Annotated in this window: 21 protein-coding genes and 1 tRNA gene; 13 read left to right on the top strand and 9 right to left on the bottom strand. The window is 66.1% G+C overall.

The window, feature by feature from the left end; all coding sequences use genetic code 11:
- Positions 1-75 precede the first annotated feature (75 nt).
- Both NNX37_RS15405 and NNX37_RS15400 read right to left on the bottom strand, forming a co-directional pair.
- Complete coding sequence (locus NNX37_RS15405) at positions 76-1977, bottom strand: glycoside hydrolase family 2 protein (RefSeq protein ID WP_255793633.1); 1902 nt, start codon at positions 1975-1977, stop codon at positions 76-78.
- Between the two features lie 122 nt (positions 1978-2099).
- Complete coding sequence (locus tag NNX37_RS15400; RefSeq protein WP_255793632.1) at positions 2100-3098, bottom strand: LacI family DNA-binding transcriptional regulator; 999 nt, start codon at positions 3096-3098, stop codon at positions 2100-2102.
- Positions 3099-3270: 172 nt separating this feature from the next.
- Between NNX37_RS15400 and NNX37_RS15395 the strand changes: the two genes are divergently transcribed.
- Genes NNX37_RS15395 through galK form a run of 5 tightly spaced genes read left to right on the top strand, consistent with a single transcriptional unit; the run spans position 3271 to position 8863 of the window.
- Entirely contained in the window at positions 3271-4596 is a 1326-nt protein-coding gene (locus tag NNX37_RS15395; RefSeq protein ID WP_255793631.1) for an extracellular solute-binding protein, read from the top strand.
- Between the two features lie 10 nt (positions 4597-4606).
- Positions 4607-5557, top strand: coding sequence for a carbohydrate ABC transporter permease (locus tag NNX37_RS15390; protein WP_255793630.1), 951 nt, complete (start codon positions 4607-4609; stop codon positions 5555-5557).
- Between the two features lies 1 nt (position 5558).
- A complete protein-coding gene (locus NNX37_RS15385; protein ID WP_255793629.1) occupies positions 5559-6518 on the top strand; it encodes a carbohydrate ABC transporter permease in 960 nt (319 codons plus the stop codon).
- Positions 6519-6563: 45 nt separating this feature from the next.
- Positions 6564-7664, top strand: a complete 1101-nt coding sequence (gene galT / locus NNX37_RS15380; protein ID WP_255793706.1) for a galactose-1-phosphate uridylyltransferase — start codon at positions 6564-6566, stop codon at positions 7662-7664.
- Positions 7661-8863 carry a galactokinase gene (gene galK, locus NNX37_RS15375; protein WP_255793628.1) on the top strand — a complete coding sequence of 401 codons (1203 nt, stop codon included), beginning with the start codon at positions 7661-7663 and terminating at the stop codon, positions 8861-8863. Before galT ends, galK begins: the two co-directional genes overlap by 4 nt.
- Here the strand turns inward: galK and NNX37_RS15370 are convergent.
- On the bottom strand, positions 8860-9333 hold the full coding sequence (locus tag NNX37_RS15370) for a MarR family winged helix-turn-helix transcriptional regulator (protein WP_255793627.1): 474 nt from the start codon (positions 9331-9333) through the stop codon (positions 8860-8862). The two genes, galK and NNX37_RS15370, sit on opposite strands and share 4 nt — an antisense overlap.
- 214 nt (positions 9334-9547) lie before the next feature.
- Here NNX37_RS15370 and NNX37_RS15365 point away from each other — a divergent pair, with 214 nt between their 5' ends.
- Positions 9548-11377 carry a flavin-containing monooxygenase gene (locus tag NNX37_RS15365; protein WP_255793626.1) on the top strand — a complete coding sequence of 610 codons (1830 nt, stop codon included), beginning with the start codon at positions 9548-9550 and terminating at the stop codon, positions 11375-11377.
- A gap of 381 nt (positions 11378-11758) precedes the next feature.
- On the opposite strand, the gene NNX37_RS15360 is transcribed toward NNX37_RS15365, so the two are convergent.
- Positions 11759-12820 (bottom strand): SMP-30/gluconolactonase/LRE family protein, encoded by a 1062-nt coding sequence (locus NNX37_RS15360; protein WP_255793625.1) that lies wholly within the window; start codon positions 12818-12820, stop codon positions 11759-11761.
- Positions 12821-13141: 321 nt separating this feature from the next.
- Positions 13142-13232: transfer RNA gene (locus NNX37_RS15355), tRNA-Ser, on the bottom strand.
- Between the two features lie 62 nt (positions 13233-13294).
- On the opposite strand from NNX37_RS15355, the gene NNX37_RS15350 reads away from it, so the two are divergent.
- From NNX37_RS15350 to NNX37_RS15325, 6 genes are all read left to right on the top strand, one after another.
- A complete protein-coding gene (locus NNX37_RS15350) occupies positions 13295-14272 on the top strand; it encodes an NAD(P)H-quinone oxidoreductase (RefSeq protein ID WP_255793624.1) in 978 nt (325 codons plus the stop codon).
- A gap of 175 nt (positions 14273-14447) precedes the next feature.
- Complete coding sequence (locus NNX37_RS15345) at positions 14448-16739, top strand: carbon starvation CstA family protein (RefSeq protein WP_255793623.1); 2292 nt, start codon at positions 14448-14450, stop codon at positions 16737-16739.
- The gene (locus NNX37_RS15340) at positions 16736-16936 is read left to right on the top strand and encodes a CstA-like transporter-associated (seleno)protein (RefSeq protein ID WP_255793622.1); all 201 of its coding nucleotides are present in this window, start codon (positions 16736-16738) and stop codon (positions 16934-16936) included. The genes NNX37_RS15345 and NNX37_RS15340 overlap by 4 nt, the downstream gene beginning before the upstream one ends.
- Before the next feature lie 199 nt (positions 16937-17135).
- Complete coding sequence (locus NNX37_RS15335; protein ID WP_304659559.1) at positions 17136-17819, top strand: bacterial proteasome activator family protein; 684 nt, start codon at positions 17136-17138, stop codon at positions 17817-17819.
- Positions 17820-17826: 7 nt separating this feature from the next.
- Complete coding sequence (locus NNX37_RS15330; RefSeq protein ID WP_255793621.1) at positions 17827-18303, top strand: hypothetical protein; 477 nt, start codon at positions 17827-17829, stop codon at positions 18301-18303.
- Positions 18304-18434: 131 nt separating this feature from the next.
- Positions 18435-19271, top strand: coding sequence for an aldo/keto reductase (locus NNX37_RS15325; RefSeq protein WP_255793620.1), 837 nt, complete (start codon positions 18435-18437; stop codon positions 19269-19271).
- A gap of 64 nt (positions 19272-19335) precedes the next feature.
- On the opposite strand, the gene NNX37_RS15320 is transcribed toward NNX37_RS15325, so the two are convergent.
- The 4 genes from NNX37_RS15320 to NNX37_RS15305 are packed head-to-tail and all read right to left on the bottom strand — an operon-like array spanning position 19336 to position 22523.
- Positions 19336-19722, bottom strand: a complete 387-nt coding sequence (locus tag NNX37_RS15320) for a flagellar assembly protein FliW (protein WP_255793619.1) — start codon at positions 19720-19722, stop codon at positions 19336-19338.
- The gene (flgL, locus tag NNX37_RS16585) at positions 19719-20606 is read right to left on the bottom strand and encodes a flagellar hook-associated protein FlgL (protein ID WP_255793618.1); all 888 of its coding nucleotides are present in this window, start codon (positions 20604-20606) and stop codon (positions 19719-19721) included. The genes NNX37_RS15320 and flgL overlap by 4 nt, the downstream gene beginning before the upstream one ends.
- 2 nt (positions 20607-20608) lie before the next feature.
- Positions 20609-22018 (bottom strand): flagellar hook-associated protein FlgK, encoded by a 1410-nt coding sequence (gene flgK, locus NNX37_RS15310; RefSeq protein WP_255793617.1) that lies wholly within the window; start codon positions 22016-22018, stop codon positions 20609-20611.
- Between the two features lie 19 nt (positions 22019-22037).
- Positions 22038-22523 (bottom strand): flagellar protein FlgN, encoded by a 486-nt coding sequence (locus tag NNX37_RS15305; protein ID WP_255793616.1) that lies wholly within the window; start codon positions 22521-22523, stop codon positions 22038-22040.
- Between the two features lie 284 nt (positions 22524-22807).
- On the opposite strand from NNX37_RS15305, the gene NNX37_RS15300 reads away from it, so the two are divergent.
- On the top strand, positions 22808-23671 hold the full coding sequence (locus tag NNX37_RS15300) for a sigma-70 family RNA polymerase sigma factor (RefSeq protein ID WP_255793615.1): 864 nt from the start codon (positions 22808-22810) through the stop codon (positions 23669-23671).
- The last annotated feature ends 26 nt before the right edge of the window (positions 23672-23697 follow it).

Raw genomic sequence — 23697 nt, 5'->3', positions numbered from 1 at the left:
ACCGGTGCGTGGGCAGAAAAAAGTGCGCTGCCGGCAAGGGGGTACCGGCAGCGCACTGGTCTGGGAGGTCCGGGGTTAGTCGGTCCGCTCTTCGTATGCGGCGGGACGCTGCTGCACGCGGCGCAGCCGCTCGACGTCGAACTTCTCGCCGCGCTTGAAGTCGTAGACGCCGTTCTTTTCCTGGAAGACGTCCGTCAGCTGGGTGTAGCAGTACCCGAACATGTCCGGGTCATCCAGCAGGACGTTGGTCAGCCCTTCGAAGCGGGCGTAGAACTCCTCTTCGGAGCGCACCCGGTCCCCGTAGCCCCAGGAGTCGGCCTGGTCGTTGCCGACGGCGGCCCGCTCGGCCCGGCCTTCGGCGGCCGCGGCTGCTTCCTGCTCGTTCCACCAGATGCCGCCGTATTCCGAAATGAAGAACGGCTGCCCGGCGTACGGCAGGGAGTATTCCGTTTTGCCGTGCGGCAGGCCGATCTCACCGAGCGTTTCGGGTCGGTTCAGGTAGGGGCTCCCCTCGGCCAGCCCCGCCTGCTGAGTGCGGAAGGCCTCGGGATCCTGCTCGTAGGAGTGGGAATCGTAGACATCGGTCTCGAGCACCCGGTGCGAATACCCGGACGAGTCGATCACCGGACGGGAGGGATCCGCCAGCTTGGTGGCCAGGAACATGGCGCGGGTGACGTCGTCGAGCACCGTGATCCGGTCATGCAGCACCTGATGGGTCTCGTTCAGCGGGCACCAGCCCACAATCGAGGGGTGGTTGATGTCGCGGCGGACCGCCTCGAGCCACTGCGAGACGAACGAGGCGTCAGGTTTCTGGTTGGCCCCCATCGGGCCCTGTCCGGACACACCCCAGTCGCCGAACTCAGCCCAGACCAGGTAGCCGCGGATGTCTGCGTGGTACAGGAAGCGCTCCTCGAAGACTTTCTGATGCAGCCGGGCACCGTTGAAGCCGGCGGCCAGGGACAACTCGATGTCCTCGATCAGGGCCTGGTCTGAGGGGGCAGTCATGAGGGACTCAGGCCAGTAGCCCTGGTCCAGGACCAGACGCTGGAAGACCCGGCGGCCGTTGAGACGGAACGAATTGCCGTCAATGCTCACCGAACGCAGCGCGGTGTAGCTGCGGATCCGGTCCACCTCGGTGCCTCCGGAGGACAGCGAAACCTCCACACCGTAGAGCTGCGGGTCACCCACGTCCCAGATCCGGACGTCGGCCTCGGCCACGGTGAGGACCAAGGTGGGAGCCAGATCGTAAGCGGTGCTGACGGAGGATTCCGCCACGGTGGTGCCGTTGTTGTCGGTCAGCCGTACGGTCAGGGTGCCGTCCGGCAGGTTGCTGGTCAGCGGGGCGGTGACGCTGAAGCTGCGGGCCGCCAGATTGGGAGTGATCTGGACCCGGGTAACCGCTGTGGGCGGTACGCCTTCAAGCCACACGGTCTGCCAGATGCCGGTGGTGCGGGTGTACTGGCAATGGGTGTTGGCGAACCAGGTGGACTGCTTGCCCCGTGCCTGCACCTCGTGATGCAGGTCCCGGGCGCGGACGGTGATGACGACGTCGTCACCCGGACCGGCGACAGCGGAGAGGTCCGCCTCGAAGGGGGTGAAGCCGCCGCGGTGGCGGGCGACCTCGACGCCGTTGGCCCAGACCGTGGCGTCGTAATCCACGGCGCCGAAGTGCAGGATCGGCCGCAGGCCGGACCAGTCCGCGGGAACCGTTACGGTCCGCCGGTACCAGACGGCATCCAGGAAATCGGTGTCCCCGATGCCGGAGAGCTCCGATTCCGGGGCGAAGGGAACGGTGATGGTGCCCGAGAGTCCGCGCTCCAGCAGGCCGCGGTCCAGGCCGGAGTCGCTGCGGTCGATCTCGAAGTCCCAGGTCCCGTTCAGGTTGAGCCAGTGGTCGCGGACAAACTGGGGGCGGGGATGCTCCGGGCGGGGGATGTCCGTAATGGTCACAGGGGGATCAAACGCGGGGAGGGTCATGAACGGTCCTTCAGGCGGAGACAGAAAATTGTGATCCCAGTCAACCTCACGCGCCTCTGAATTGCAACGTTAGAATTTCGGCCGCAAAAATGGCCCGCCGCCGTCGATGATCCCCGGCTTTGCTACGGTCGACGCACCGGCGCGGAGGATTCCCGCTCCACTATGCGGTGGGGAATCACTACTTCGCCCTCCAGCTCCCCCAGAACCGAGGAGACGGCTGCCTCGGCCAGGGCTTCCAGATCCGGAGCCACGGAGGTGATTCCGGGAGAGGTGTAACGAACCTCGTCAATGTTGTCCCAGCCCACCAGCGCCAGCTCCCCGGGGACGTCGCGGCCCAGTTCCCGGGCCGCAGCCAGGGCGCCGACAGCGAGGAGGTCATTGGCGCAGACAATCGCATCCACGTCCGGCGCGGCGAGGATCTGCTGCGCGAGGGTGTAGCCCTCCTGGCGGAACCAGGTGCCGGTGGTGCCCACCAGGGCTGCGTCATAGGGAAGTCCGGCAAAGCGCAGGGCCGCGCGGTAGCCTTCAAACCGCTGGCTGCCCGTGGAAATCCCGCCGGTTCCGTCCGCTCCGAGGAAGGCAATCCGGCGTCGTCCGCCCTCCACGAGGTGGCGCACAAGATCAACGCTCGAGGCCGAATTGTCGATGGCCACGTGGGGTACGTCTGCGTTGATGATGCGTTCGCCCAGCAGCACCATGGGTGTGGGGTCGGTCCGCTTGGCTATGGCCTCTCCGGTCACGGCGGAGGGGGAGAAGATCAGGCCGTCAAAGAGCCGGCCGTGCCACCCGTGCAGGTAATGCTGTTCCAGGTCCACCGTGCCGCCGGAGATTTCGATGGACACCGTGTAGCCGCGGCGTTTTGCCGCAGCCTCGAGGGTCTGGGCCAGTACCCCGAAATAGGGATTGCGCAGATCCGGCACCACCAGGGCGATGGCACGGGTGGAGCCCTGACGCAGCTGGCGGCCGATCAGGTTGGGCGTGTAGCCCAGTTCCTCCACCGCCTGCAGCACCCGGGCCCGCGTTTCCGGGTGGACCACCGGGCGGTTGTTCATGACGTTGGAAACGGTTTTCCACGACACCCCGGCGCGCTCGGCGACCTCCTTGATCCCCACTCGCTTCACGTGCCGGCCCCTTCCGATACCTGCCCGGCGGCGGAGGGCCGGGACTTCTTCCTTTGTCCAAGAGTAGACGGTGGACGATTGCTAACGTTAGAATCCTGCCCATGTGGTTCAGCTCACCAGTCACATTGGCCTCAAGGATGAGCCAGCGTTTGCAGCCAGGAAATGGAGCAGGATGAACACCAACTACAGATCTCCGAACCGCAGGCAGTTCCTGCGGGGAGCCCTGGCGGCCGCCGTCACTGCCGGCAGCGTCGGCGCCGTGGCCGGATGCGGCAGTTCCGCGGCCGGCAGCGGCAGCGCGCCCGTCACCGTATGGGACCCTTTCCAGGGTGCGGACGGGGCGAACATGCGCGGCATCATCAGCGACGTCTCCGCCCGGACCGGACTGGATATCAAACCCACCACGCTGTCCTGGGGCCCGCCCTACTACACCAAACTCGCCATGAGCTCCGCGTCTCAGCAGCCGCCGGATGCCGCAATCATGCATATTTCCCGGATGCCCGGCTATGCGCCGGGCGGTCTCCTGGAACCGTGGGACAAGGGCCTGCTGGCCGAGGTCGGCATCACCGAAGCGGACTTCGCGCCGGCTGTCTGGGATTCCTGCCACCACGACGGCGAGCTCTACTCCCTGCCGTTGGATACCCACCCGTTCATTACCTTCTTCAACCAGGATCTGGCGGACAAGGCCGGTGTGCTCGCCCCCGACGGCACGATGCCGATTTCCTCCGCCGAACAGCTGCATGAGGTGGGCAGCAAGCTCGCGGAAGTGACCGGCGGCTACGGCATCAGCTTCGGTTACCTGATGGACACCGCCCAGGCCTGGCGGCTCTTCTGGGGCCTCTACCGCCAGACCGGCGGCGACTACCGGCTCGAACCCGGGGAGTCCGCCGCCCTCGACGAGGACCGCGCAGCGGAGGTCATCGGTGCGGTGGCCTCCTGGATGGACGGCAAGTGCCTGACGGAGAGCATGGACTACGAGAGCGGCCTCGCAGCCTACAACGGCGGACGGGTGGGAATGATCCTCTCCGGCGTGTGGGAGGTCGCCGGGCTGCAGGCGTCCGTGCCCCGGACCGGCGGCATGCCGATGCCCACGATGTTCGGCACCCCCGCCGTGTATGCCGATTCGCACAGCTACGTCCTGCCCCAGCAGCGTTCCATGACGGATGAACGCCGCCGTGCAGTCTACGAATTTGTGGGCTCGGTCATCCGCGACGGCGGACCCCAGTGGGGGACCGCCGGCCACATTCCGGCCTACCTGCCGGCCCAGCAGACCGCTGAATACTCCGCCCTGCGCCCGCAGGCGGACTACGCAGCCGCCGGCCAGCACGTGGTCTTTGACCCGGCGGTCTGGTTCGCGGGAGCGGGCACGGACTTCCAGAACCAGATGTCCCAGGCCCTTTCAAATGCCTTCCGCGGCCAGACGAAGCCGATGGACGCCGTCGGCGGGATGCTCACCGCCATGGACCGCTTCCTTGCCGCCCCGAATCCCACTGCGTGAGGAGCCACCGATGACCACCACCGCCACCAATATCCCCGCCGATTCTCCGGGCGTACCCCCTGTGGCCGCGACCCGGCTGAAGGCAGCCGGCGGACGGCAGCGGCCGGCGTCGAAAACCGGCTACTGGTTCCTTGCCCCCTACCTGTTCTTCTTCGGGCTCTTCCTGGTCTGGCCGATCATCTACGGGCTGTGGATGAGCCTGACCAACCGCTCCCTGGTCACCGAGAGGTCGGAATTCACCGGATTCTCGAACTACGCGGAGGCCCTCAGCGACCCGCAGATGTGGTCCTCGCTGGGCAACACGCTGTTCTTCACCGTCATCTCCTCCGTTCCGCTGGTGGTGGTCTCCTTTGTGATGGCCTACCTCGTGTACACGGGCCTGAAAGGGCAGTGGATCTGGCGTCTGACCTTCTTCGCGCCGTTCCTGCTCCCGGTGTCCGTGGTGACGGCCATCTGGGGCTTCCTCTTCACCAATGACTTCGGCCTGATCAACGGGCTGCTGGACCGCGCAGGCCTGAGCCAGGTGGGCTGGCTCAGCGACGACCAGGTGGCCATGTGGTCCATCGCCCTGGTCACCCTGTGGTGGACCGTGGGATTCAACTTCCTGCTCTACCTTTCAGCCCTGCAGAACATTCCCGACCATCTGTACGAGGCAGCCCAGCTGGACGGTGCCGGATCCTGGCGGCGGCTGTTTTCGATCACGCTGCCGATGATGAAAAGCACCACGGGTCTGATCATCCTCCTTCAGGCGCTGGCATCGCTGAAGGTCTTCGACCAGATCTTCCTGCTGACCCAGGGCGGGCCGAACGGGGCGACCCGTTCGATCCTGCAGTACATCTACGACTCCGGATTCATCGGGTACCGGCTGGGCTACGCCTCCGCCACCTCTTACATCTTCTTCGCGCTCATCGTCCTGGTCTCCCTGGCCCAGATGTGGTTCGCGAAGCGGAAGGACTCCTGACATGGCTACCGCAACCGCTCCCGCAGCCACCGCTGCCGCACCCACCGCACCGGGCGGAACACCGGCCGATGGGCGTACCCGCGCCCGGGCCCAGAAGAAACGCGAAGCCGAACACCTGCGCAGCCTGACCCTCGGGCCCGGCCGCAAGGGCCGGGTGGCGGCGTACCTCGTTGTTGCGGTCCTCGCAGCACTGTGGGCCCTGCCCCTGGCCTGGGCGGTGCTGTCCTCGTTCAAGGCGGAGGCGGACGTTTCCGCCGCTCCGCTGAAGTTCTGGCCGGACAGCGGCTGGACGGCGGAGGCCTACCGCAGCGTCCTGGCAGCGGGGGACATTCCGCTCTGGATCTGGAATTCGGTGCTGGTCTCCACCATTGTCACGGTCATCACGGTGACCATCTCGGCGCTGGCGGCCTACGCGTTCTCCCGCCAGAAGTTCCGCGGCCGCAAGTGGCTTTTCGGCCTCACCGTAGCGGCCATCATGGTGCCGCCGCAGATCCTGATTGTGCCGCTCTTTGACCAGATGATTGCGCTGCGCCTGTCCGATACCCTCTTGGGCGTGGCGCTGCCGCAGGTGGTGATGCCGCTGATGGTTATCGTGATGAAGAACTTCTTCGACCAGATCCCGGTGGAGCTGGAAGAAGCGGCGAGGCTGGACGGCGCAGGGGACTTCCGGGTGTTTTTCGCCGTCGTGCTGCCGCTGTCCCGGTCCATCATCACCGCCGTGTCGATCTTTGTGTTCATCAGTGCATGGAACAACTTCCTGTGGCCGTTCATCGTCACCAATTCACCGGAAATCATGACGATCCCGGTGGGGCTGGGTACCGTGAAGAATGCCTACGGGGTGCAGTACGCCTCCGAAATGGCCAGCGCAATGATCGGCGCGCTGCCGCTGTTGATTGTTTTTATGCTCTTCCAGCGCCATATCATCAGGGGATTCGCCACATCCGGTATGGGAGGCCAGTAAGTGTCAAGCAAGTCCCCAGCGGTGCAGGGAACTGCGGCGCTGCCCATGGTCCACCGCCGGCACACGCTGGCAGACGGCCGCGAATCGCTGTTCTTCACCGACCGCGGCGGCAACCCGGTGGAGTCCGTCCGTGACGCGCGTCCACTGGAGGGCCGGTCCGGCAACGGCGAGGTGCGTTTTGACCGTCTGACCGGGGAATGGGTGGCCGTCGCCGCGCACCGGCAGGCCCGGACCTATCTGCCGCCCGCCGACCAGTGCCCGCTGTGCCCCACCGTCCCGGGCCGGATGTCGGAGATCCCCGCCGGGGACTTCGACGTCGTGGTGTTTGAAAACCGTTTCCCCTCCCTGGGGCCGGAACTGGGCACGCTGCCGGAGACAGGGGACCAGGACCAGCGCGCCCTGTGGGGTCATCCCTCACCGGCCTTCGGCCGCTGCGAGGTGGTGGTGTTCACCCCGGAGCACAACAGCTCTTTCGCATCGCTGCCCTACACCCGTGCCCGCACCGTGGTTGAGGCCTGGGCCCAGCGCACCGAGGAACTCTCCGCACTGCCGGGCATCCGGCACGTCTTTCCCTTCGAAAACCGCGGCCAGGACATTGGCGTGACGCTGCACCACCCGCACGGGCAGATCTACGCCTACCCCTACGCGGCCCCGCACGCAGCCCGGCTGGCCGATCGCTCCCGCCGGCACCTGGCCGAAAACGGCCGGCCCCTGATGGGCGAAGTGCTTCGGGACGAGTCCGACGCCGGGGACCGCATGGTTTTTGCGGGTGAATATTTCTCCGCCTACGTGCCCTACGCGGCCCGCTGGCCGCTGGAGGTGCACCTGGTGCCGCACCGCCAGGTCCCCGACCTCGCCGCCCTGAACGGGGCGGAACGCGACGAGCTGGCATCCGTCTACCTGGATCTGCTGCAGCGGGTGGACGGGCTGTATGAGACCCCCACCCCGTATATCTCCGCCTGGCACCAGACGCCTGTGACGGCCGCGGACCGTGACGCCGGCTGGCTGCACCTGCAGCTCACCAGCCCCCGCCGGGCCGAGGACAAACTGAAGTTCCTAGCCGGATCCGAGGCAGCCATGGGCGCCTTCATCAATGACACCACTGCGGAACTGACCGCTGCCCGGCTGCGCGAGGCTAAGCCATGAGCACCTGTACATCTACCCTGCAGGAGCGGGCGGACACCCTGGCGCGCCGGTTCTCCGAGGTCTTCGGTGCGGCGCCCGACGGCGTCTGGCGCGCCCCCGGGCGGGTGAACCTGATCGGCGAACACACGGATTACAACAACGGCTTCGTCCTGCCGTTCGCCATTGACCGCAGCGCCCTCGTGGCCGTGCGGCTGCGGACGGCGGACTCCGAACCCGGGACGGAGGCCGACGTCGTCCGTCTCGCCTCGACCTTCGCCCCCGACGGCGCCGACCTCTCCCGCGCGCAGTTCCGGACCGGCGGTCTGGAACCGGGATCCGCGGACGGCTGGGCCGGGTATCCGGCGGGCGTGGTGTACGCACTGGCACAGCAGGCCGGGGTCTCGGTGCCCGGATTCGACCTGCTGCTGGATTCCACCGTTCCGGTGGGCGCCGGCCTGTCTTCCTCCCACGCGGTGGAAGTGGCGGTGATTGTGGCGCTCAATGACCTGCTGGGCCTGGGACTCGATGCACCCGAGATGGCACGCCTGACCCAGTACGCCGAGAACGAGTTTGTGGGTGCCCCCACGGGCATCATGGACCAGTCGGCGTCGCTGATGGGACGCGAAGGCGGTGCCCTGTTCCTTGACTGCCGGAGCCTGGAATCAGAAACGGTGCCGCTGCCCCTGGCCGACCACGGACTGGAAGTGCTGGTCATCGATACGCGGGTGGTCCACAGCCACGCCGACGGCGGCTACAGCGCCCGGCGCAACGCCTGCGAACGCGGTGCGGCGGCCCTTGGGGTGCAGTCGCTGCGGGACGTCCCGGAGGGCACCTCCCTGGACGGCTTGGACGAGGAAACCCGGAAGCGGGTGCGCCATGTGACCGCAGAGAACCAGCGCGTGCTGCAGGTGGTGGAGGAGCTGCGGGCGGACAACGTCCGAGGCATCGGCGAGCTGCTGACCGCCTCCCATGTGTCGCTGCGCGACGACTTCGAGGTGTCCTGCCCGGAGCTGGACCTGGCGGTAGATACGGCGCGTGCCGCCGGTGCGCTGGGTTCCCGGATGACCGGCGGCGGGTTCGGCGGCTCCGCCATTGCCCTGATCCGGCAGGAAGACGAAGCTGACGTCCGCGCTGCAGTGCTGGCAGCGTTCGCGGCCCAGGACTTTGCCGAACCGGCGCTGTTCACGGTGCTGCCGGCGGACGGTGCCGGCCGGGTCTAGACGGCGCCCTCTGCCCGGTTGACCTCGGTATGCACGGCGCGCATGCCCTGCTCGAGCGCCCGCAGGTCGTCCATGGACAACCGCGAGAGAATCTCGAAATTCAGCTCCGGGCGTCCGGCCACGAGCCTGCGCACCACTGTTCGGCCCAGCGGCGTCGCCTTCACCCGCCGCACGCGCGCATCCCGGGTGTCCTCCGAGCGGACTGCGACGCCCTGGGCAACGAGCCGGTCGATCAGGCCGGACATGGAGGCCATCGAGACGCCGAAGGACTCCGAGAGTCCCCGGCCGGTGGCGCCCTCCTCCGTGGCCACCAGGACGGTCAGGACCTTCAACTGGCGCACCGTCAGGTCCGTGGCCAGCAGCGGGTCGAGGAAAGCGGGCAGGGCCGTTGACTGCAGTGAGTCGGTGAGTTCTTCGAGACTTTGCAGCACCCGTTCGCGCTCGTGCTGCACATTACTTCCGTCGGTCATGAGTTCACCGTAGTGGCCCCGGACGTGTCGGCAAACACGGCGTCAGCAAACACCCCGGAAAATTAGTTAGTGTGGGACTAACCGTTTTTGGCGGCCTGAGATATACCGGCGTCCCCGGCGGCCGGCGTTCGGAGCGAGACGGACTCCGCGCACCGGCGTCGTTGTCCTTCCCCGGATCCTGCCCCGGGCATGCGCAAGCTAAGTAAGGACATACATGAGCAGCACGCAAACCCCCATAGCGTACGAGCACACCGAAGAAGGACTGGATGTAGAGGGCCTTCGGGCCAAATACAAGGCGGAACGGGACCGGCGGATCCGTCCGGACGGCGCCACCCAGTACCAGCCAGCCAAGGGAAAGTTCGGCTACTACGCCACCGATCCCTACACCCCGCGCACCGGGCGGGAGCCGCTGACCGATGCCGTGGAGGTGCTGGTGATCGGCGGCGGCTTCGGCGGCCTGACCACCGGCGCCCGGCTCCGGGAGGCCGGCGTCGAAAGCATCCGCATGATGGATGAAGCCGGCGACTTCGGCGGCACCTGGTACTGGAACCGCTACCCCGGAATCCGCTGTGACATCCAGTCCTACGTCTACCTGCCGCTGCTCGAGGAAGTGGGTTACATGCCCACCGAGCGGTACGCGCGGGGCGAGGAGATCCGCCGGCACGCCGTGGCCATCGCCGAACGCTTCGACCTGTACCGCGACACGGTTTTCCATACCCGCGTCACCGGCCTGACCTGGGACGACGACGCACTGGAATGGATCGTCACCACCGACCGCGGGGACTCAATGCGTGCCCGCTACGTGATCACCTCCTCCGGAACGCTCACCCAGCCGAAGCTGCCGGGCATCCCGGGCATCGACTCCTTCAAGGGGCACACCTTCCACACCAGCCGGTGGGACTACGGCTACACCGGGGGAGACCAGACCGGCAACCTCAGCGGACTCGCGGACAAGAAGGTGGCCGTGGTCGGCACCGGCGCCACGGGCATCCAGGTGATTCCCATGGTGGCGCGCGACGCCGAGCAGCTCCTGGTCTTCCAGCGCACGCCGTCGTCCGTGGACATCCGGAACAACCGCCCCACCGACCCCGCCTGGGCCGCCTCGCTGAAGCCGGGCTGGCAGAAGGAACGCATGGAGAACTTCCTTGCCGTGGTCTCCGGGGAACCGGTGGAGAAGGACCTCACCCGGGACGGCTGGACCTCCGTCCCGCAGCTGCACCGCAAGATGATCAGCGGCGCCGTCGACAAATCCGTATCCGCGGAAGAACGCGAACGCCTCGACGAACTCGTCGACTTCCGGAAAATGAACTCCATCCGCGCCCGGGTGGACGAGGAAGTCTACGATCCGAAGACGGCCGAACTGCTCAAGCCCTGGTACCGCTACATGTGCAAGCGCCCGACCTTCAGCGACTACTACCTGGAGACCTTCAACCTTCCCAACGTGACGCTGGTGGACACGGCCGACTTCGGCGGCATCACCCGCATCACCGAGAACACCATCGTGGTGGGCGACGAGGAATACGAGGTGGACTGCATCGTCTTCGCCACGGGCTTCGAGGTAGGCATCTCCGGTGTCACCTCCGGCGCCCTGCCGGTGACCGGACGCGGCGGATCCACTCTGCTGGAAACGTGGAGCCGCGGACCGCGCACCCTGCACGGCTTCTACACACACGGCTTCCCGAACCTGTTCCACCTCGGCTCAATGCAGAACGCCAACTCGGTGAACTTCGCCCACATCCTGCTGGAACAGGCGAACCACATTGCCGCCGTCATCGGCGCCGGACGCGAGGCAGGAGCCCGCTACATCGAGCCGACGGCGGAAGCCGAAGCCGCCTGGTGCGAAACCATCCAGCGGACCTCCGCGGACAACCGCAGGTTCGCCGCCGAATGCACGCCCGGCTACTACAACCGAGAGGGCAACCCGCCGCCCGTCAGCTTCTCCTTCAGCCCCGGGCCGGTGGTGTTCCATCGGCTGCTGGAGCGGTGGCGCGAGGAGAGCATCGACGAGGTGCTGGTGACCGAGGATGCTGGGGTGCCGGCGTAGGCTCGCGCGCTTGCTGGCCCGCCAGCTGTGGCCGCCTGCTGTGCCCGCTTGCTGTGGCCGCCTGCGGGGCCTGGCTCCGGCGGCAACGAAATTCCCCGCTCGCAGAGCTCGCGGAGAATATTAAAGCCGCCTCCGCCAGGCCCCTACGGGGTACCTCACCCCATGCAGCCCTCCGCCAGGCCCCTACGGGCGTACCCCACCATACGCAGCCCGCCGCCAGGGCCCTAAGGGGGGCCGCACCCCATGCAGTCCTCCGCTAGGCACCTACGGGTACATGTCACCCAGCGTCCGTTGCGCCGTCGCCCCTTGAGGGAAACGGTTAGACGCCGTCCGCGGGCACCTCATCCGTGCTGCTGTTGGTGGGGCCTTGGGGTGTATTGGTTAGCCGCCGTTTGATTGGCGGATACCGGTGGATAGTGCGTTGAATTCGTAGATGAAACCGCCCGAGGGGCCGCTGACCGTCAGGTAGGCCTCGTTGGTGCCGGGCTTGATGGCGATGTTGGTGGCCGAGGTGAGGCCGTCCTCGGCGTCGGCCGGGACGGTCACGGTGGACAGCAGTTCACCCGTGGGGCTGTAGACGAAAATGCGCGGCTGCCCGTGGACGGCCTGGTACACGTTGCCGTCCGCGTCCACGGCGTTGGAATCCGTCTGGCTGGTGCCGCCGTCGAAGTGCATGCCCGGGTGGGAGGTGGTGACCTCGGTCTTGTCCTCGTTCAGCACCAGATAGTCGATCCGGTTGTCCATGTACTGGCTGACCCACAGTGCCTTGAAGTCCTCGCTGAAGGAGATGCCGTTCGGGGCGGCCAGGTTCTCGGCCAGGACGGTGGCCTCCGCGGTGTCCTTGTCGATCCGCACCACCCGGCCCTGCGCCTCCCAGGCCGGATCGGCGTAGCCGGTGGAATCGCTGACGAAGAGGTTCCCCTCCTCGTCGAAGGCCAGATCGTCCGGGCGCATGGGGGCGCCGTCGACGTCGCCGGTGAAGAAGGTCTGGTGGTCCTTCCCGTCGGCGGTGATGCTGTCGATTTTTCCGCCGGCAAAGTCCGTCAGGTAGATCCGGCCGTCCTTCGGGCTGAACTGCGCGGAGGTGTAGGCGCCGTTGCCCTCGGTGTAGACGGGGGAAACCGATTCATCCTCCACATCCACGCGCATCACCTTGGCGTCGCCGGCAGGGGCAGTGACATCGACAACGAACAGGCCGCCGTCGGGCCCGAAAGTCGGGCCTTCGATCAGGGTCATGCCGGTTTCGGGATGGACGGAGCTGACCTGGACCACGCGCTCGGCGGTCTGTTCGGACACCCCGTGCATGCCGGTGTTCGACGCCGGCTCGTCGTGGTCGTCGTCGTCCCCGGCGGCGCACCCGGTGAGCGCAGCGGCGAGTCCGAGGGTGAGTGCTGCCAGGCGGACCGGCTTCGGGAAAGAGGTGGGCTGAATGCGGGGGGACATGCTGCGGCTCCGATGCGGTGGGGGACTGCGGACGCAATTACTTAGGACAAGCCTAAGTTATTTGGCCTCTTCAGCAATTCCTGCCCGCCCCTAGGCGAAGCGCTGTACTCAGGGACGCCTTCTGTACAGCTGATGCGTTCCCGACGTCCTGGGCCAACAGCTTCCGTACAGCAAATGCGGCCTGGGACCCACTTAGCCAGCATCGGCTGTACGGAAGGTGGTGTGGAGCCAGCATCAGCTGTACGGAAGGCACCCTGAAGGCGGCACGGGGTCGGGTTAAACAAAGAAGCGGCCCCTGATCAGGGACCGCTTCTTGTTGTCTGGCGGAAGGTAAGGGATTCGAACCCTTGGTACGGGGTTACCGCACACTGGTTTTCAAGACCAGCTCCATCGGCCGCTCGGACAACCTTCCTCACTATGTAGTCTGGCAGAAGGGATGAAATCACCAAAATTCCCTAAACCCGGAAGGACAGCATGAAAGCCATCGTTATTGGAACACCCGGCGGACCGGAAGCACTGGAACTGCAGGATGTTCCCGCCCCCGAGGCCGGACCGGGCGAGGTGCTGATCGACGTTATTGCCGCCGGCATCAACCGCGCAGACGTGATGCAGCGCCAGGGCCACTACCCGGTGCCCGCCGGAGCATCCGAGTATCCGGGCCTGGAAGTCTCCGGCCGGATTGCCGCCCTGGGCGAGGGCGTTGAAGGCTTCGCCGTGGGAACCGAAGTGGTGGCACTGCTGACCGGCGGTGGATACGCCGAGCAGGTTGCCGTCCCCGCCGGGCAGGTCCTGCCCCTGCCGGACGGCTTCGATGCCGTCACCGCAGCGTCCCTGCCGGAAACCGCGGCCACCGTCTTCTCCAACCTCTTTATGGCCGCCGGCGTCAAGGAGGGGGACTACGTCCTCATCCACGGCGCCACGGGCGGCATCGGCACCATGGCCATCCAGATGGTGGCCGCGTTCGGCGCCGTTCCGATGGTGACCGCAGGCTCGGCGGAAAAGCTCGAGCTGGCTGAACCCCTCGGTGCGAAGGTCCTCATCAACTACAAGGAGCAGGACTTCGTCGACGCGGTCCGCGAAGCAACGGACGGCCACGGCGCGGACGTCATCCTCGACGTCGTCGGCGCCAAATACCTGAAGCGGAACCTGGACGCGCTCGCCGTCGCCGGCCGCCTGGTGATCATCGGACTGCAGGGCGGCGCCAAGGCGGAACTGAACCTGAACCAGCTCATGACCAAGCGCGCCGCCGTCATCGGCACCACTCTGCGCGGCCGGCCCGTGGAGGAAAAGGCCGCCATCATGTCCGCCGTCGGTGAATACGTCTGGCCGTTGCTGGTGTCCGGCCGGATCCGCCCCCTCGTGGACCGCACCTTCCCGCTGGCCGAGGCTGCCGCCGCACACGAGTATTTCGACTCCGGGCAGCACGCCGGCAAGATCCTGCTGACGCTCTGACCCGCACAACGCATCCTGAACAACGACGGCGGCCGCACACCTGTGCGGCCGCCGTCACGTATGTCTGTGACCGCCGACTCTCGCGCTGGTAATCTGCAAAGAGCAGGGCCACTCCCTGCCCCCGTTCGGTACGTATGTCAATGCAGACAAGCCACCGCAGACAAAAGGGATCATCATGAGCGAGAACCAACGGCGCCGGGCCGACAACCGGCAACTGGACGGCGACGTCCTGGAACAGGACCCGGCACTGCCGCCGGTGGCCGTGGACCCGGAAGTCCTCGAGGCGGAGGACCGGCGCTGGACGCCCGCGAAGATCGCCATTTGGGCGGGCATTGCGCTGCTGGGCGGCTTCAGCTGGACCATGCTCGCCGTAGTTCGCGGCGAAACCGTGAACGCCATCTGGTTCGTGTTCGCGGCCGTGTGCACCTACCTCATCGGCTACCGCTTCTATTCAAAGCTCATCGAAGCGAAGCTGCTGAAGCCCAATGACCGCCGCGCCACCCCCGCCGAGTACAAGGCGGACGGCAAGGATTACGCCGCCACGGACCGCCGGGTCCTCTACGGCCACCACTTCGCCGCCATTGCCGGCGCCGGCCCCCTCGTCGGGCCGGTCCTGGCCGCGCAGATGGGCTACCTGCCCGGAACCATCTGGATCATTGTGGGCGTGGTGCTGGCCGGCGCGGTCCAGGACTACCTCGTCATGTTCTTCTCCATGCGCCGCGGCGGGCGTTCCCTGGGCCAGATGGCGCGCGATGAACTCGGACTCATCGGCGGCACCGCCGCCCTGATCGCCACCCTGGTCATCATGATCATCATCGTGGCCATCCTGGCCCTCGTGGTGGTGAACGCCCTCGCCGAAAGCCCGTGGGGCGTCTTCTCCGTCAGCATGACCATCCCGATCGCACTGTTTATGGGTGTCTACCTGCGCTACCTGCGTCCGGGCAAGGTCACTGAGGTCTCTATCATCGGCTTCGTCCTCCTGCTCGCCGCCATCATTGCCGGCGGCTGGGTTGCCGACACCCCGCTCGGTGACGCCCTGACCCTGGAACCGACCACCATTGCGTGGGGCATCATCGTCTACGGCTTCATCGCCGCCGTCCTGCCCGTCTGGCTGCTGCTCGCCCCGCGCGACTACCTCTCCACCTTCATGAAGGTAGGAACCATCGTGATGCTGGCCGTGGCCATCATCATCGTCCGCCCGGAGATCAGCGTTCCGGCGGTCAGCGAGTTTGCCAGCCGGGACGACGGCCCGGTGGTTGCCGGACCGCTCTTCCCGTTCCTCTTCGTCACCATCGCCTGCGGCGCCCTGTCCGGCTTCCATGCCCTGATTTCCTCCGGCACCACCCCGAAGATGCTGGAGAAGGAACGCCAGACCCGCTTCATCGGCTACGGCGGCATGCTGATGGAGTCCTTCGTGGCCATCATGGCGCTGGTGGCTGCCATCTCCATTGACCGCGGCATCTACTTCGCCATGAACTCCTCCGCCGGCGCCACCGGCGGCACGGTGGAAGGCGCCGTCGCCTTCGTCAACGGCCTGGGCCTGGCCGGAGTGAACCTCACCCCGGACATGCTCTCGTCGCTGGCAACCAGCGTCGGCGAGGAATCCATCGTGTCGCGCACCGGCGGCGCACCGACCCTCGCCGTCGGCCTGGCCACGATCATGCAGAGCCTGATCGGCGGACCCGGAATGATGGCGTTCTGGTACCACTTCGCCATCATGTTCGAGGCCCTGTTCATCCTCACCGCGGTCGACGCCGGCACCCGCGTCGCCCGGTTCATGCTGCAGGACACCATCGGCAACGTGGCCCCGAAGTTCAAGGACATGTCCTGGCGTCCCGGAGCCTGGATATGTACGGCCATCATGGTTGCCGGCTGGGGGTCGATCCTGATCATGGGAGTCACGGACCCGCTTGGCGGCATCAATACCCTGTTCCCGCTCTTCGGCATCGCCAACCAGCTCCTGGCCGCCATTGCGCTGGCCATCTGCATGGCGATCATTGCCAAGAAGAACGCGTTCAAGTGGCTCTGGATCGTGGCCCTGCCCCTGGCGTTCGCCGCGGTGGTGACCATCACGGCGTCGTTCTACAAGATCTTCTCGCCGGTGCCGAGCGTCGGGTACTGGGCCAACCACGAGGCCTTCCAGGCGGCGCTCTCCCGCGGCGAGACCAGCTTCGGCACGGCCAAGACGGTGGAGGCCATGGAAGCGGTGGTCCGCAACACCCTCATCCAGACCACGCTCTCGGTGGTGTTCGTGACGCTGGCGATCATCGTCATCATCACGGCCATCATTGCCAGCATCCGGTCCTTCCGTTCGGATGGCGCCCCGAGCGCCGAGGATCCCGCCGTCGCATCCCGGACCTTCGCTCCGGCGGGCTTCCTGGCGACGCCGGCGGAAAAGGAGATTGCCGCCCAGTGGCAGTCGCTGCCGGGGGAGGACCGGCCGGCAAAGCGGGCGGCGCACTCATGAGCGCCGGCGTCGCGGTCCGCCAAAGCGTGGCCGGTTTCGTGCGGTTCTTCCGGGACGTGATGGGGGAGGACGCGTACCGCAAGTACACGGACTTCCACGCCGGGTCCGGCTGCACCTCGCCCTTGATGAGCGAGCGCGAATTCTGGCGGGACAAGATGGACCGGCAGGACGCCAACCCGGAGGGCCGCTGCTGCTAGCTTCGGCCACCCGGTCCAATCGAACGTACGACGGCGGTACCGCAGTTGAGTCAATCAGCTGCGGTGCCGCCGTCGTTGTTTCCTTTTGTTGCCGGTCCGCTGGCCCGGTGCCCCTGAAAAAGCGCCAAAACGGCGGGGAAAACCCGGAAATCCGACTACCCGCGGGGCAACCGCCGGCAACCGTGAGAGCATTAATGCCATGACTGAACAGAGCGGATCCTCCGACCGCCCCGTGGCGGCTCCGGGCGCGCCCGTGGGACAGAAGTCAGAGCAGAAGTCAGAGCAGACGCCGGCTGACGACGGCACGGCCCCCTCCGCGGCAGCACCCCACCCGGCGGATGAGCACCCCGCCGACAATGCTTCCGGGCACGGCAAGGGCAAGGGCGGTCCGGCCAAACTCAACGAGCTGGTGGACGAGCCGGCTAAGGTCATGCGGATCGGCACCATGGTCAAGCAGCTGCTTGAAGAGGTGCGCAACGCGCCCCTGGACGATGCCGCCCGCAACCGGCTGGCAGAAATCCATGACCGGTCCCTGAAGGAGCTTGAGGACGGGCTTGCCCCGGAACTGGTGAGCGAGCTGCACCGGATCAATCTTCCGTTCACGGACGATTCCACTCCCACCGACGCCGAACTGCGGATTGCGCAGGCCCAGCTGGTGGGCTGGCTCGAAGGGTTGTTCCGCGGCATCCAGACGGCCATCGCCGCCCAGCAGACCGCCACGCACGCAGCCGGCCGCCTGCAGCTGCGCCAGCTGCCGCCCGGAACCGTCCTGGCGCCGGGAGTGGTTATTGGAGACGACGGGGAACCGCACCGGGCCCAGGGGCCCCAAGGGGCCGGCAGCCCGCGGCAGGAACCGCAATCAGGCCCCGGCCAGTACCTGTAGGACGCAGATGGCACTTTTTGCAGCCGCCCGGCAGGGGCGGAAAGATGACGTGGAGCTCGGCAAGGGCGTCTGGCGGCGTGCACACGACCGTTTCACGCGCGGCCTGGACCGGTATTACCAGATGCTGGAAGGCGTCGAGGATGATGCCATCTACAACGAGCTGGTGACCGTGGCGAATGACCTCGCGGGTCTGCTGCCGCGCGTCCGGGAGGTCTGCACCTCCGCGCAGCGGAAACTGCCCAGCACCGGCCAGAACATTCCCGGGGCGCTCACCGCGGTGCACCGCGCGTTGTCCCGCAGCGGAAATTCGCTGGCCGCTGCTGCGGAGGCCGCGGCCATGTCCCGGCTCGAAGGGGAGCGCTGGGGGATCGCGTCGGCAGGCCTGGACAATGTCCGGCGCCGCGCGGAACTGGTGCAGGAGGACGTGATGGAGGCAGAACGCGCCCTGCTCAGCGCCCAGGAAACAGGGATTACGAGAAAGTAGTAATAAGCCTTTCGCGAAAAAACCTGCTTAAGTAGGGAAAAAAGATTTCCAAACCGGGAATACGTTACGCAGTGTTTTCGCGCTGAGCTTATCCGCTTTGTCCTGCCCGGCAACCGGGCAAGGATGAGGACATGACTACATCACCGGTACTGACTTTCAATGACGGCAACACCATCCCCCAGCTCGGCTACGGCGTGTGGCAGGTTGAGGACGAGGTTGCCGAAAAGGTAGTGGGACAGGCGTTCGAGGTTGGCTACCGCCACATCGACACGGCCAAGATCTACGGCAACGAAGCCGGTGTCGGCCGCGCCATTGCCGCCACCTCCGTTCCCCGCGAGGACATGTTCATCACCACGAAGGTGTGGAACGCGGACCAGGGCTACGAAGAAACCCTGAAGGCCTTCGACGCCTCCATGGAGCGCCTCGGCCTGGAAACCCTGGACCTGTACCTGATTCACTGGCTGCAGCCGAAGCAGAACAAGTACGTAGACACCTGGAAGGCGCTGGTTGAGCTGCAGAAGCAGGGCCGCGTCAAGTCCATCGGCGTCTGCAACTTCACCAAGGAAGCCCTGCAGGAGATCATCGACGCCACCGGCGTCGTCCCGGTCCTGAACCAGGTCGAAACCCACCCGTACCTGAACCAGGCCGATCTGCGTGCCTTCGAGGCCGAGCACAACATCCTGCACGAGTCCTGGTCCCCGCTGGGCTCCGGCAAGGGCCTGCTCGAGGATCCCAAGCTCGTCGAAATCGCCGCCAAGTACGACGGCGCCACCCCGGCACAGGTTGTCATCGCCTGGCACCTGGCCCTGGGCAGCATCGTTATCCCCAAGTCCGTCACGGAATCCCGCATCCGCGAAAACTGGGAGGCACTGAACCTCACGCTGAGCAATGAGGACATCGAGGCCATCAACGCCCTCGACAACGGCACCCGTTACGGCGCGGATCCGGCCACGGCCGACTTCGCCTAAGCCCAAGGGCTAAGCATGCAAAAGGCGCACGTTCTTCGGAACGTGCGCCTTTTGCGTTGAAAAGCTAGGCGGCCACCGGCTCCAGGGGAGCGCGGACGGGCCAGTCCTGGTCTTCAAGGATCACCTGCGCGCAGCTGCCGGTGGATACATTGACCACAATCGGTGCCAGCAGGTTCACTGTGGTTCCGTCGAGCGTGGGATTGGCGACCACGAGTACGACGGCGTCCTCCGGGGTTTCCAGTTTCAGCTGGCGGCGCTGCTCGTCGGTGATTTCCGGATGGTACTGCGGCAGATACACGGCCGCGTCGAGGACAAACAGCCGGTGGGCGGCCACGGTTCCTGTAGAGCTCATGGCGTACAGGCCGCTGGCACCGTCAATGTCGTCCAGACGGAAGTCCACGTCCGGCGCGAACCCCGGAGGCGGTGCAAGGAAGGTCAGGACCGTGCTCATCGCAGGAAGTCCATCAGGGTGGGCTGCAGGGCCCGCGCCGTCACAGAGAGTGCCGACTGGTACGCGACTTCCTGCAGCTTCATGTCCAGGATCACCTTGGCGGTGTCCAGGTCCTCGATGCCGGAACGGCGGCTTTCAAGGCTGACGGACTGGTCCAAAAGAGCATCCTTCGCTTTCAAGGTGGCGGAGTGGCGCACTCCGAGGCCGGTGTGTTCCACCAGCACGGTGCTTGCCGCGGCGTCGATTCTCCCCAGGAACCCGCTGACGTCCTTGCCGGACTCCAGCCCGGCCACGAGGTCATCGACCACCCGGAAGACGGAGGCATCCCCGGTGCCGAAGACGGCCGCGCCGTTGGTGTCCACCTGCATTAGCGTGCCGCTGTCCAGCCGTCGGGAGGTTGGTACGCCGTTACCGGTGTAGGTGTAGGAACCGTTCGCCGAGGTGAAGGCAGCGCCGGCGTCGGAAGTGCCGGCAAAGACCGTCCGGCCCATGAAGGTGGTGTTGGCCTCGCGCAGCAAATCGGATTTCAGGCCGGTCAGTTCGACGGCGATGGCCTTGCGGTTGTCCGGAGTCAGCGCGCCGTTGGCGGCGCTGATAGTGAGGTCCTTGACCCGGTTCAAAATATCCGTGGTGTTGCTGAGGGCGGTGTCGGTGACGCTCAGCCAGCCCTCGGCGTCGTTGAGGTTGGAGGCGTACTGGGTGTTGGCGCGGATTTCCGCCCGAACCTTGAGCGCACTGGCCGTAGCACCCGGGTCGTCGGAGGGCCGGGAGATAGCCGAGGAGGAGCTGACCTGCTCCTGCAGCTTGGTCATCCGGGACATGCTGGCCTGCAGATTCTGCTGGGCTGCGCGGGCCATGGTCTGATTCGTGGTGCGGGTGATCACGATTACCTTCCAACAATTCCGGTGCGGTTGATGAGGGTGTCCAGCATTTCGTCAATAGCTGTCATAACGCGGGCGGCACCCTGATAGGCCTGCTGGTACATCAACAGGTTCACGTTTTCCTCGTCCAGGTCCACGGAGGCATTGGAGAGCTGCTGGTCCACTGCGGAGGAGGCAGCGACGTCGGCCAGGGTGGCCTGCTGCAGTTCGGCGCGGCTGAGGGAAGCGGTGGCTGTGACGAAGGTGCTCCACACGCTGTCGGCTGAGCCCGGCTTGGACCCCAGCTGGGAGATCTGGTCCGCCAGGCTGCCGTCCAGACTTCCCTTGCCGGCAGCGGTCGGGAAGCCGGCGGCGATGCCGGAGGCGTCGGTCGGAAGAGCCTTCAATGTGGTGGCGGCCGGGCTGCCCACGGCGAAGAAATCCCGGTTGGTTGCACCGGTGGTGGTGGCTCCCTGCCGGTGCAGTTCATTGACGGTCCCGGCCAGCGCGGAGGCGACGTCGTTGTAGGAGGCCGCGGCCGTGGCCAGCGTCCCGCCTTTGGCTGCCGGGGTCAAAAGGGACACAGCGCCGGCGATTTCGCCCTTTCTGATGCCCGCGGAACCGGGGCGGTCCGTCCAGGCCACCACCGTCTCCGCCGCGTCCGTCATGGAACGGCCGCCGGAGACGGTGAGGGAACGTGCGGACGTGCCCGAGACCAGCGCATTGCCGTCAATTAGGACATCCACCATGCCGCCGGAGGATTCCCGGACGGTTGCTCCGGTCAGCGCCGAGAGGGTGGTGGCCACGGCATTGCGCTGGTCCACCAGTTCGTTCGCTGATCCGCCGGACGCGAGCGTGGACCGGATGGTGCCGTTGAGGTTGGCGAGCAGTGCCGCGCCGGCATTAACCTCGGTGACCATGTCGTTGAGTCCGCTGCGGGTGCTGGTCCACTGCTCGGCCACCCCGTTGTAGCCGGCGCCGATCTGGGCGGCGACGGCGGTGGCTGCATTCAGCAGTACGGCGGCGGCTGAGTTGTCGCCGGGCTTGTTCGCCACCCCCTGCCACGCCGCCGACAGGGACTGCAGCGAGGCGGAGAGGCCCTTGGTGCCGGGCTCGTTGAAGCTGTCTTCCAACTCGAGGAGGGCATTGGCGCGGACAGCGGAGTAGCCCGCCGCTGCTGCGGTGCTGCGGACCCGGGTATCCAGCTGGAGGCTGCCCAGCCGGGCAACGGAGTCCACCGAAACGCCCTGGCCCACCCCGGTGCCCGCGGCAAACGGGCCGACGGGGGCGAGCGGGGCAGCAGCGGAAGTGTTCAGCCGCTGGCGGGTATAGCCGGTGACATTGGCATTGGCCACGTTCTGGCCGACTACGTCCAGGCCCTTTCGTGCGGCGGAAAGGCCGGTGTAGGCCGTGTTCAGGCCGCTGAAGGTGCTCATTGTCTAGGAGTCCCTAACGTCAAATGCTCTGGTCAACCAGCCGGGCGGCTGACATGCGGGTGGCCGAGGTGCCGGCCGCCGTGTAGGTGTTTGCCTCGGGATTCAGTCCCGCCAGTGTTTCCTGGGCGGACCGTGCTGCAGCGCGCAGGAACTGTTCGTTAATATCGCGCAGTTCGCGGATCTTCACGGTCAGCTCCGTCATGGCCTGCAGATGGGCGTTGAAGATTTCCGTCCAGGGGCCGGCGGGTGCCGCGGCCACTAATTCGCGCAGGGTCGCATCTTCGGAGGTGCCCCATTCGACGGCGAGGCCGGCGACGGCGACGGCCCGGCCGAGATCGGCGGCGCGGAGCCGCTCGAGGACCTGTTCAACCTCACGGGTGGCGTGCGTCAGCCATTTGGTTTTTCCGGAGGTAAGCAGCAGTTGTTCTTCTTCGAGCTTGAACACAAGAAGTTCCAACAATTCACGCTCTTCCCATAGAAGGGCCGAGAGTCTCTGGGTACCCATGCCTGGCTCACCTCCTAGGTAGTGCACTGAATATCTCTGGTACGGAATAAGACGTCTGATTCCAGGCCCCAACCTGCGGCAAAAGTCTTCGGATTGGCGGGCATATTCCAATATGTCCGCCACAAAACACTATCGGCCGGTTCATCTTGAATGTTAGTGGTATGTTTCAGCTAAAGCGCTCGAGAGTGGATTCACCAGCGGACTCAGCCACTGACCACTAAGCCAGCGCGTTTAACGGTTGCAGTTGGGGGACTGTTGGGGAACAAGGACTTGGGGGTCCAAAAATGAATCATTCTGCACGTAATGCCATGGTGGTGGAAAATCTGCCATTGGTCGGTTATCTCGTATCCGAAGTCTGCGCCAAGGCCACGCACCTCTCGCGTGACGACCTGGCCTCCGTCGGGTCCATTGCCCTGATAACGTCGGCCGCTTCGTTCGACCCGAATCTGGGTGTGCCTTTCGGCGCTTATGCCCGGCGCCGCATCATCGGAGCGTTTGCCGACGAGATGCGCTCCAATGACTGGGCCACCCGCTCGGCCCGCCGTCGGATCAAGGAAACCCTCGCGGTGAAGGAAACCCTGACTGCCGCCCTGGGCCGCACCCCGAACGTGGACGAAATCGCCTCCGCTTTGGGTGTGGATCGTATGGTGGCCGAGGATGCCCTTTCCGACGCATCCCGCACAGTGTGCAGCCTGGACGAGTCCGTGGCTGACTTCCTCGTCGCTGATATGCCGTCGCCGGAAGGTTCCCTCCTGGCTTCGGAACGCCTGAAGTACCTGCAGGCCGCCGTCGCCGCCCTGCCGGAGAAGATGCGGTACGTCATAGAGGAGATCTACTTCCACGACCGCACGGTCAAGGAAATAGCCGAAGAGCTGGGCAGCACCCACTCCGCCGTGTCCCAGCAGCGCGCAGAGGCCGTCCGCCTGCTCCGTGACGGCCTGGGCACGCATTACTCCGACACCAGTGCCGCACCGGAACTCCAGTCCCGGATTGCCCCGGCCCGCCGCAATGCCTACCTCACCTCGGTGGGGGACCGTACCGCCGGCGGTATTACACGGCACCATCTGGCACCGGTTTTTCCCGGAACGCAGGGGCTGGTCCCCGGGCTGCCCGGCCGGCCCGTGACGTTCAAGCCGGCCGCTTCCTAGGCTTTCCGCCGCCGTAAATCTTTATT

This window comes from Arthrobacter zhaoxinii (genome assembly GCF_024385505.1).
Classification (GTDB): domain Bacteria; phylum Actinomycetota; class Actinomycetes; order Actinomycetales; family Micrococcaceae; genus Arthrobacter_B; species Arthrobacter_B zhaoxinii.
This window is presented reverse-complemented; position numbering and strand designations above follow the sequence as displayed.